Here is a 9,522-nt window from a genome sequence, read left to right on the forward strand (position 1 = left end):
GGCTCCACATGGGCTCGCCAGCGATCCGTATGGCTCCCCCTCGCCCTTCGGCGGGGTTCCCGGCCAATTCGACCTCCTGTCTCAAGAGGCCGGCCTCGGACGTCCTGTCCTCGGCCCGCCTCCGGGCTCGGTCTCGCCGACGTCTCGCGAGGCTCGCCCAAAGTCGCCTTGCGCCAGCATCCTCGGCATTTTCATGCTTCTTTCGGATGCACCCCAGCTTTCCCCGCCGGAGCGCTGGCCCTCTACTCCGCCCAGCACTCAATTCACCAATCTATCTACCATGCATCGCCCGGTCAGGCGCTAAGCCATCCTTAACAAGTCCTACTCGCCTGCCGGCTGAGGGCTGGATCGCTTCCGGACTACCGCCCCGGCATCCCCCACTTGGTTTTTCACTAGCTGGTTATGCAGCCTGGGCGCAGGGGGCGCTCTTCTCCTAGCCCGGAGCCAGAAGGTTGATGCCGAAGTCCCTCAAGATTTGGTCCAAGGCTACCAACGGCAGGCCTACCACGTTGTAGAAGCAGCCATGGACTGCTTCCACCAGCAGAGCCCCCTTGCCTTGGATACCATAGGCTCCCGCTTTGTCCAAGGGCTCCCCGGTAGCCACATAAGCTTCAATTTCCCTGGCGCTCAGGCGACGAAATTTAACCCTGGTAACCTCCGCGTGCTGTCGCTCCCAACCAGAGCCAATATCCAAAACGCAAAGCCCGGTGATGACTTGGTGCTCTCGTCCGCTCAAGAGCCCCAGCATCCTCCGGGCTTCTCCCTCGCTTTTCGGTTTGCCCAGAACCTGATGGCCGATAGCTACTAAAGTATCGGCACCAATGACCAGCCCCGCCGGAAATCTTTTGGCTACCTGCTTAGCCTTGCGCCGAGCATTTTTTAGAGCTAGCTGAGTTGGCTCAAGGCTAGACAGCTCTAAATCATTAATCTCCTCCACGGAGCTAGGAACTACCTGAAAAGCCAATCCAATTTGCTCAAGCAATTGTTGCCGCCGCGGTGAGCTGGAAGCTAAAATAATCATCATCTAAAAGTCCAGGTCTCCTTGCTGCCGTACCAACCTTTTCCGGAACTCCAGGTTAAAGGTAAGAATCTCCAAATTGACCGAGAGATCTACGTTGCGGAGTTCAATATCCTTGGGAACCGATAATACGCAAGGGGCAAAGTTGAGAATGGCACGAATCCCAGCTCTTACCAAGGCATTGGCTACTTCCTGAGCACTATGGGCCGGAACCGCTACCACCCCGATTTGGGCCTGTTCGCGGGCCACCACTTCCGGCAACTCGTTCATGGCATATATGGGGATGCCATTGAGGCGGTGCCCAATCTTAAACCGGTCGTTGTCAAACATCCCTACCACATCGAATCCCCGTTCCCGGAAGCCACCATACATGCAGAGAGCCGTACCCAGATTGCCGGCCCCGACAATGACCACCGGCCACCTGTTGTTGAGCCCAAGGATTTTGATGATGTTGCGGTGGAGGTCCTTAACATTGTAACCTACCCCGCGGGTGCCAAACTCGCCAAAATAGGCCAGATCCTTGCGCACCTGGGCCGGGCTTACCCCTACCCCATCGGCAATTTCGCCCGAAGAAATGGTAGTAATGCCGCGCCGGTCAGCTTGGGATAGGTACCGGGAATAGACCGAAAGCCGGATTATGGTGGCCTCAGGTATCTTCAAGGCCTTCACTTGGATTCACCCCTTTCTTTCCACTTGCGATCACTTTCACTCTTTAATTCCACAAGTAATCTTAAAAACCTGCCGATAAAGCGTCAAGATCGAATTTTTGCTTTAGTACATGGGCTCTAGCGTCGGCTACCATATAAAAAGAGCCGGTAATCACCACCAGATCCCCGGGGCCGGCCACGGCCACAGCCTGATCCACCGCCTGAGCTACGTCAGCAATTGTATAAACTGGGGTACCGGAGCAAGCTTTAGCCTTGGCCATCTCCGCCAGGCTAGTCCAGTCCCCGGCCCGATAGCTATTGGGCTTGGTTACAATTACGACATCGGCCAGGGGCGCAAGCACCTCCAAGACCTTCTCTCTCTCCTTATCGGCCAGCATGCCAATAACCAGAATCAGGCGCTTATGGGGAAAATACCTGGAAAGCGCCGATCGCAGCGACTGGGCACCGCTGACGTTGTGAGCTGCATCGATCAAAAAAGAATACCCCTGGGGGGCCGGGATTAGCTCCAAGCGAGCCGGCCAGTGCACCTCCCGAACCCCCCGGTAAATGGCTTCCGGGGGAATCTCGGCCGGTAACAGCTTAAGGGCAACCAGAGCAGTAGCCAGGTTTAGGGCCTGGTGCTCACCCAAGAGAGGAAGCTCAAGGTTGGGGTAGGTCTGACCATCCACTTCCACATCCACGGTCTGAGCCCGCTTCCACCACCCCTTGATGTGCCAACGGGCGCAATCCTGCACCCGGTAAAGCCTAGCGCCAACCGCCCGGGCCTTGGCCTGCAAGATGGGGAGCACCCGGGCATCGCTGCTGGCAGTAACCACCGGACGGCCGGCTTTTATGATCCCCGCTTTTACCTGGGCAATCTCCTCCACCGTCGATCCCAGGTAGTCCATATGGTCCATGGCCACGTTGGTGATCACGGCCACCTTGGGATCGACAACGTTGGTGGAATCGATGGCGCCCCCCAGGCCCACTTCAATCACCGCGTAGTCCACCTGCTGGCGATAAAAGTATAGAAAGGCCGAAGCAGTGAGCACTTCAAACTCGGTGGGGTGTTCGTCGCCTTCCCGAACCATAGTCTCAAGGTACGGCCGTAGTTCCGTCAGCAGCCCCGCCAGCTCGGTCTCGCTGATGGGAACTCCATCGATAAGGAATCTCTCGGTATAGGAATGCAGGTGGGGGCTAGTAAAAAGAGCGGTGCGAAAACCGCTCTCCTTCAAGACTGAAGCCATGATAGCAGCTACCGAGCCCTTGCCATTGGTCCCACCAATATGGACACAAGCCAGCTCATGGTGGGGATTGCCTAACAGTTCCAACAGCCTTTCGATGCGCCCCAAACCAAAGTTCATTCCAAACTTAGTCAACTTGGTGAGAAACTCCATGGCCTCAGGGAAATTCATGGTCTCGCCTCCGCCGCCCAACTGCTAATCAGGCCTAACCGCCTGCTAATGGCCTCTTTCTTGCCCACAAGCTCCTCCGCCTTAGCCTTCTCCTTAGCAACTACCTCGACTGGAGCTTTGGACAAAAAGTCGGGATTAGCCAGCTTGCGTTTGGCCGCCGCCAGATCCTTTTCCAAAGACCTAAGCTCCCGGGCCAACCGTTCTCGTTCTTTCTCGATATCTATGGTGCCTTTTAGAGGTAAGTAGACCTCGGCCCCGGCGGCCACGCCCACGATGGCTTGGGACGGCTTCTGCCCCCCATCGGGCGAAACCACAGTAATGGGGTCGGCCCAACCAAGCTCAGCCACGTAGCCCTGATGGGCGGCCAACAAAGATTTAGCTCGCTCATTTTTGGGCATCAGCACTAAGGGCAGCTTCCGCCCTGGGGGCAGGGCAAATTCCGCCCGCAGGTTGCGGTAAGTGCGGATGATGTCCATCAAAACCGCCATATCCTCCTCGGCCTGCGGGTCCAGGAGCTCAGCCTCCGGCTCCGGCCAAGGAGCAGCCATGATGCTTACCCCCTCATGGGGAAGCTTCTGCCAGATCTCTTCCGTCAGGAAAGGCAAGAACGGATGCAAGAGTTCCAGGGTATGCTTGAGCACGTACCAGAGCACCAACTGGGTGGTTCGCTTCTCAGCCTCGTTCTCGCCATAGAGGCGCGGCTTGGCCAGCTCAATATACCAGTCACAGAACTGGTTCCAGAAGAACTCGTAAAGGAGGTCGGCAGCATTGCCGATCTCATAAGCTTCCAGCGAAGCCGTAACCTCCTGGGCCACCCGGGCAAAACGACTGAGAATCCACCGATCAGCCAAGGTATACTGAGGCTTTATATGGCCCGGCTCAAAGCCGTCTAAGTTCATCAGCACGAAGCGAGAGGCGTTCCAGATTTTATTGGTAAAGTTGCGCGCCCGTTCCAGCCGCTCCTGGCGAAAACGCAGGTCGTTGCCAGGAGTATTGCCAGTTACCAGGGTCAGGCGCAGAGTATCGGCGCCGTATTCTTGAATGACCTCGATGGGATCGATGCCATTTCCTAGTGACTTGGACATTTTCCGGCCCTCAGCATCTAGTACTAGGCCATGGATCAAGACATCGGAAAACGGCTCCTGCCCGGTAAATTCAAGCCCCATAAAGATCATCCGCGCCACCCAGAAGAAAATGATGTCCCGGCCAGTAACCAAGACCGAAGTGGGATAAAAATGCCCAAGCTCGGGAGTCGAGTCTGGCCAGCCTAGGGTAGAAAAGGGCCATAGGGCAGAGCTAAACCAGGTATCCAGGACATCTGGGTCCTGGACTAAATCTTTACTCCCGCAGTTGGGGCAGCGCTCAAGATCGATCCGGCTAGCAGCTTCCCGGCCGCACTCCTGGCAATACCAGACAGGAATGCGGTGGCCCCACCACAGCTGGCGGCTAATGCACCAGTCGCGAATATTTTCCAGCCAGTTGATGTAGAGTCGGGTGAACCTTTCGGGCACAAAACGGATCTTGCCCTCTTTGACCGCCTGTATGGCCGGCTCCGCCAGCGGCTTCATGCGCACAAACCACTGCTTAGAGACTAAGGGCTCAATTACGGTGTGGCAGCGGTAGCAATGGCCCACCGCGTGCATGTAGTCTTCGATCTGGGTAAGGGAGCCGATGGCTTGGAGATCTTCTACGATCTTCCGGCGGCATTCATACCTATCCATTCCCGCATAGGGCCCTGCCTCCTCCGCCATGGTGCCATCCCAGTTGATGACCCGCACCTGGGGCAAATGGTGGCGCTGGCCCATTTCAAAATCGTTGGGATCATGGGCCGGGGTTACCTTGACCGCCCCGGTGCCAAAAGAGGGGTCGACGTAGGCATCGGCGATGACAGGGATGCGCCGGCCCACCAGTGGAAGAATGAGGGTTCTTCCGACTATATCCCGGTACCGCTCGTCCTCCGGGTGCACCGCCACCGCCGTATCCCCCAGCATAGTTTCCGGTCGGGTGGTGGCTACTTCCACGTAGCCCGGCCCGTCGGCAAAGGGGTAGCACAGGTGGTATAGGTGACCGGGGGTATCCTCGTGGTCTACTTCAATATCGGATATGGTGGTATGGCATTTGGGGCACCAATTGATGATATAGTTGCCCCGATAAATCAGCCCCTTTTCGTAAAGGCGGACAAATACTTCCCGCACCGCCCGGGAGCAGCCCTCATCCATAGTAAACCGCTCCCGGCTCCAGTCGCAGGAGCACCCCAGCAGCTTCAGCTGGTTGACAATCCGGTTGCCGTACTCATGCTTCCATTGCCAGACTCGCTCCAGGAACTTCTCCCGGCCCAGGTCTTCCTTCTTGAGACCTTCCTTGGCCAGGTTCTCTTCTACCCGAGCCTGGGTGGCAATGCCGGCATGGTCGGTGCCCGGCACCCACAGGGCGTTGTACCCTTGCATGCGCCGCCAACGGATCAGGATGTCCTGTAAAGTATTATTGAGGGCATGGCCCAGGTGTAAAGACCCAGTAACATTGGGGGGCGGGATGACCATGCTGAAGGGTCGGCCCTCCTCATCCACCTCAGCCCGAAACAGTCGGTGGTCCATCCAATACTGATACCATTTTTGTTCTACCTGGTGTGGATCATAGGTAGTGCTAAGTGAGCTAAGCGGCTGCAAAACTATCCCCTCCACTAATAAAAGGGACCTTTCGCTTTAAGGGCGAAAGGTCCCGCGGTACCACCTTATTTCCCCAAACCCGTCGATAGTCCATCCGACCCGCCTGACTGGCCTGGACCCAGCTTGACCCGGCTCGACCCTACTCGGCCAATTTATTTAGCCTGGCCCGGCCCAGCTTACCCAGCCCGGCCCGGACCGGCACAGCGCGGTAGCCGGTAACGAGCAGCCACCACTACGGGGTTTGGGCTTTATGGACGATAACGCATCCTGGCGGTAGCAGTTGGTTCCCGGGCCCAAAGGCCTGGGCTTGGCTGCTACGGCTCCCGGGCGACCTTCACCTTTAGGGAAAACCAGGAAACCTTGCAGCCGCCGGCGGTAGGTTCAAAACCTACCGTCCCGGCAGGTCTCCCTCTCTCAGGCTCCTGAAGGCTACTCCTCCCGATCCTTGCCGGTAAAAGCCCCTAGGGGCTATATTTGCTCTTAATCTTAGCTTTCCCAAATTCCCTTGTCAACTACCAGACGTTCCCTAAATTTCCTGGCTGCAAGGCCCAGCGCTAAGACTCCGATAGGCATATAAATCCTTGCTCAGAAAAATGTTTGTCAAAAGCAAAGGCTTTTTTGATGCCCAGATGCCGCATGGTGGTAAAGCTGGTGCAATCAACCAGACTCAAATTGCTCCGGTTAGCGGTGAGGAGAGCATTGGTTACCAAAAAGTCACTCGCTTCGGAGCTTGGGGTAGACCAGGAAGTGGGAATATTGCCGGAGCCAAGCCAGGCATGGGCCAGGCCTCGGCTGGCTTTTAGACAGCTTCGTTTATGGGAGATGCGCCAGCGAACTGACTTTTGTAAAGGTCAGCATAAAAGCCGCCCAAGGCCAAGAGTTCGGCATGGGTACCCTTTTCGACAATGCTGCCGTCATTCATCACCAGGATCAGGTCAGCATCGCGAATGGTAGACAGCCGGTGGGCAATGACAAAGCTGGTTCTCCCCCTCATCAGATTGGCCATGGCCTTTTGAATCTGCACCTCGGTCCTGGTATCCACGCTGCTAGTTGCTTCGTCCAGGATAAGGATGGCCGGATCAGCAAGTATGGCCCTGGCAATGGTCAAAAGCTGCTTCTGCCCCTCAGAGATACTGGAAGCCTCTTCGTTGATCACGGTGTTATAGCCGTGAGGAAGAGTTCTAATGAAGTGGTCGGCGTGGGCAGCTCGGGCCGCCCGAATGATCTCTTCGTCAGTAGCCCCTTCCCGGCCATAGGCAATGTTGTCCCTGATGGTACCGTTAAAGAGCCAGGTATCCTGCAGCACCATTCCAAAAATGGTCCGCAAATCCCCGCGCCTTAAGTCCCGAATGTCAACCCCATCGATGGTGATCTTGCCGCCACCAATTTCGTAGAAACGCAGCAATAAATTGACCAGGGTAGTCTTGCCGGCGCCAGTGGGACCCACGATAGCAACGGTCTGTCCTGGTTTAACGTCGATGTTCATGTTTTTAATCAGAGGAACCCCTTCCTTGTAACCGAAGCGAACGTTTTGGAACTTGACTCGGCCCCGGGGAATGGGGATTACCTTGGCATCATCCCGATCAGGAATCTCTTCTTCCTCATCTAAGAGTTCAAACACCCTTTCCGCCGATGCCACGGTTGACTGGATGAGATTGGCAATGTTGGCAGTTTGGGTGATGGGCTGGGTGAACTGTTTGGAATACTGGATAAAGGCTTGAACATCACCGATTTCAATGGTTCTTTTGGTTACCATGATCCCGCCCACCACGCAGACGATTACATAGCCAATGTTATTGAGGAAGTTCATCAGCGGAAAGATGATTCCGGAGACAAACTGAGATCTCCAGGTAGCCGCATAAAGCCTTTCATTGATGGCGTTGAACTTGCTGATGGCTTCATCTTCATGGCCAAAGGCCTTGACTATCTGATGCCCGGTATACATTTCTTCCACGTGGCCGTTGAGCTCGCCCAGCTGCTTCCACTGCTCGGTAAAGTATTTCTGGGAGCGGCTGATGATAGCCCTGGTTACCAAGAAGCTGGCAGGCAGGATCAACGCACAGACAAGGGTCAAAAGAGGGCTAATGGTGAGCATCATCACCACTATCCCCACCAGCGTCACTACGGCCGTGATGAGCTGAGCTATAGTCTGTTGCAAGGTACTGGCGATATTGTCCACGTCATTGGTTACCCGGCTCAGGATTTCTCCATGGGTACGGGAATCAAAGAATTGCAAAGGGAGGCGGGAGAGCTTTTCGTCCACCTCCCGGCGCATACGGTAGACAGTGTCCTGGGCCACGGCCGCCATTATATATTGCTGGATAAAGTTGAAAAGGGCGCTGAAGATATAGAGCCCTCCCAGGATCGCCAATACGTGCCATATATAGGCAAAATCCACCCCGGCGCCGGGCACCCCTTTAATTTTCATCATCAGCCCTTCAAAGAGCTTGGTGGTAGCTTTACCCATGATCTTGGGGCTAAGGATGCTAAAGGTGGTGCTCAAGGCCGCCATTATCAATACCGCTACCAACTTAAATTTATGGGGCATCAAGTAGCCGGTCAGCCTTTTCACCGTGCCCCGGGAATCCTTAGCCTTCTCCGCCGGCATGATCATGGGAGGGCCACCCCGGTGGCTTCTCCCCATCATCCTTCCCGGCCCAAAACCGGGTCGAAAGTCCCGCTGTTCCTGGCTCATGCTATCTCACCCTCCGCAAGCTGTGAGGCCATGATTTCACGATATACCTTGCAATCCTTGAGCAGCTGCCTGTGGTTGCCGATCCCCGCTATCCGGCCCTCATCGAGAACAATTATTTGGTCGGCGTCCATCACCGTGCTCACCCTCTGAGCAACAATTAGCACGGTGGAGTCAGCCGTCACCTCTTTGAGGGCTGCCCGTAACTTGGCATCGGTCTTAAAGTCAAGGGCTGAGAAACTGTCGTCAAAAATATAGATCTCGGGCCTCCTAACCAAGGCTCGGGCAATGGCAAGACGTTGCTTCTGCCCTCCCGAGAGGTTGGTTCCGCCTTGGGAAATCTCAGCATCAAAACCTCCCTTGCCCCCCAAGATGAATTCGGTGGCCTGGGCAATCTCAGCGGCGCGGGATACCTCTTCATCAGTGGCATCCTTCTTGCCGTATCTGATATTGTCCGCGATAGTGCCAGTAAAGAGTATTGCTTTTTGGGGAACAAAACCAATCTTGGTCCTGAGGCTGGCCTGAGACTGATCCCTTACATCTACACCGTCAACCAGAATGCTGCCGCTATCGACATCGTAAAAGCGGAGAATCAGATTGACCAGGGTCGACTTCCCGGAGCCGGTACCGCCGATGATAGCCGTGACTTGGCCAGGTTTAGCGGTAAAGGACATGTCGCTAAGAACCGGCTGCTCGGCACCCGGGTAACTAAAGGTGACATTCCTAAATTCGATGTATCCCCGTCGGTCACTGGGGTTGGTGGCCAGGTCCGGATCCTTAATTTCCGGCTCAATTTCCAACACCTGGGCAATCCTCTCGGCCGAAGCGAAGGCACGAGGTATCATCACGAATAGGATCGAAACCATCAGCAATGAAAACATGATCTGCATGGCATACTGCAAGAAGGCCATAAGAGCACCCACCTGCATCTCCCCGTTGTCGATACGGATCCCGCCAAACCAGATGATGGCGATGGTGGTGAAGTTCATAACCAGCATCATAACTGGCATCATGGCCGCCATGATGCGATTCACCCGGATAGCAGTGGAAGTCAGTTCCTGGTTGGCGGCATCAAAACGTCGCT

Annotated in this window: 6 protein-coding genes; all 6 read right to left on the reverse strand. The window is 55.6% G+C overall.

Annotated features, from left to right (window positions below; all coding sequences use genetic code 11):
* Window positions 1–433: 433 nt before the first annotated feature.
* A complete protein-coding gene (gene maf, locus H5U02_12065) occupies window positions 434–1,024 on the reverse strand; it encodes a septum formation inhibitor Maf (GenBank protein ID MBC7343151.1) in 591 nt (196 codons plus the stop codon).
* Window positions 1,025–1,687, reverse strand: coding sequence for a redox-sensing transcriptional repressor Rex (locus H5U02_12070; GenBank protein MBC7343152.1), 663 nt, complete (start codon window positions 1,685–1,687; stop codon window positions 1,025–1,027).
* Window positions 1,688–1,748: 61 nt separating this feature from the next.
* Window positions 1,749–3,080 carry a bifunctional folylpolyglutamate synthase/dihydrofolate synthase gene (locus tag H5U02_12075; protein MBC7343153.1) on the reverse strand — a complete coding sequence of 444 codons (1,332 nt, stop codon included), beginning with the start codon at window positions 3,078–3,080 and terminating at the stop codon, window positions 1,749–1,751.
* The gene (locus H5U02_12080) at window positions 3,077–5,746 is read right to left on the reverse strand and encodes a valine--tRNA ligase (protein MBC7343154.1); all 2,670 of its coding nucleotides are present in this window, start codon (window positions 5,744–5,746) and stop codon (window positions 3,077–3,079) included. Before H5U02_12080 ends, H5U02_12075 begins: the two co-directional genes overlap by 4 nt.
* Window positions 5,747–6,545: 799 nt before the next feature.
* Window positions 6,546–8,441, reverse strand: a complete 1,896-nt coding sequence (locus H5U02_12085; GenBank protein MBC7343155.1) for an ABC transporter ATP-binding protein — start codon at window positions 8,439–8,441, stop codon at window positions 6,546–6,548.
* A partial coding sequence (locus tag H5U02_12090; GenBank protein ID MBC7343156.1) for an ABC transporter ATP-binding protein occupies window positions 8,438–9,522 on the reverse strand: 1,085 nt, incomplete at its 5' end. The genes H5U02_12085 and H5U02_12090, both read right to left, overlap by 4 nt.

Source organism: Clostridia bacterium, assembly GCA_014360065.1.
In the GTDB taxonomy this organism is placed as follows: Bacteria; Bacillota; DSM-521; order Neomoorellales; family JACIYF01; genus JACIYF01.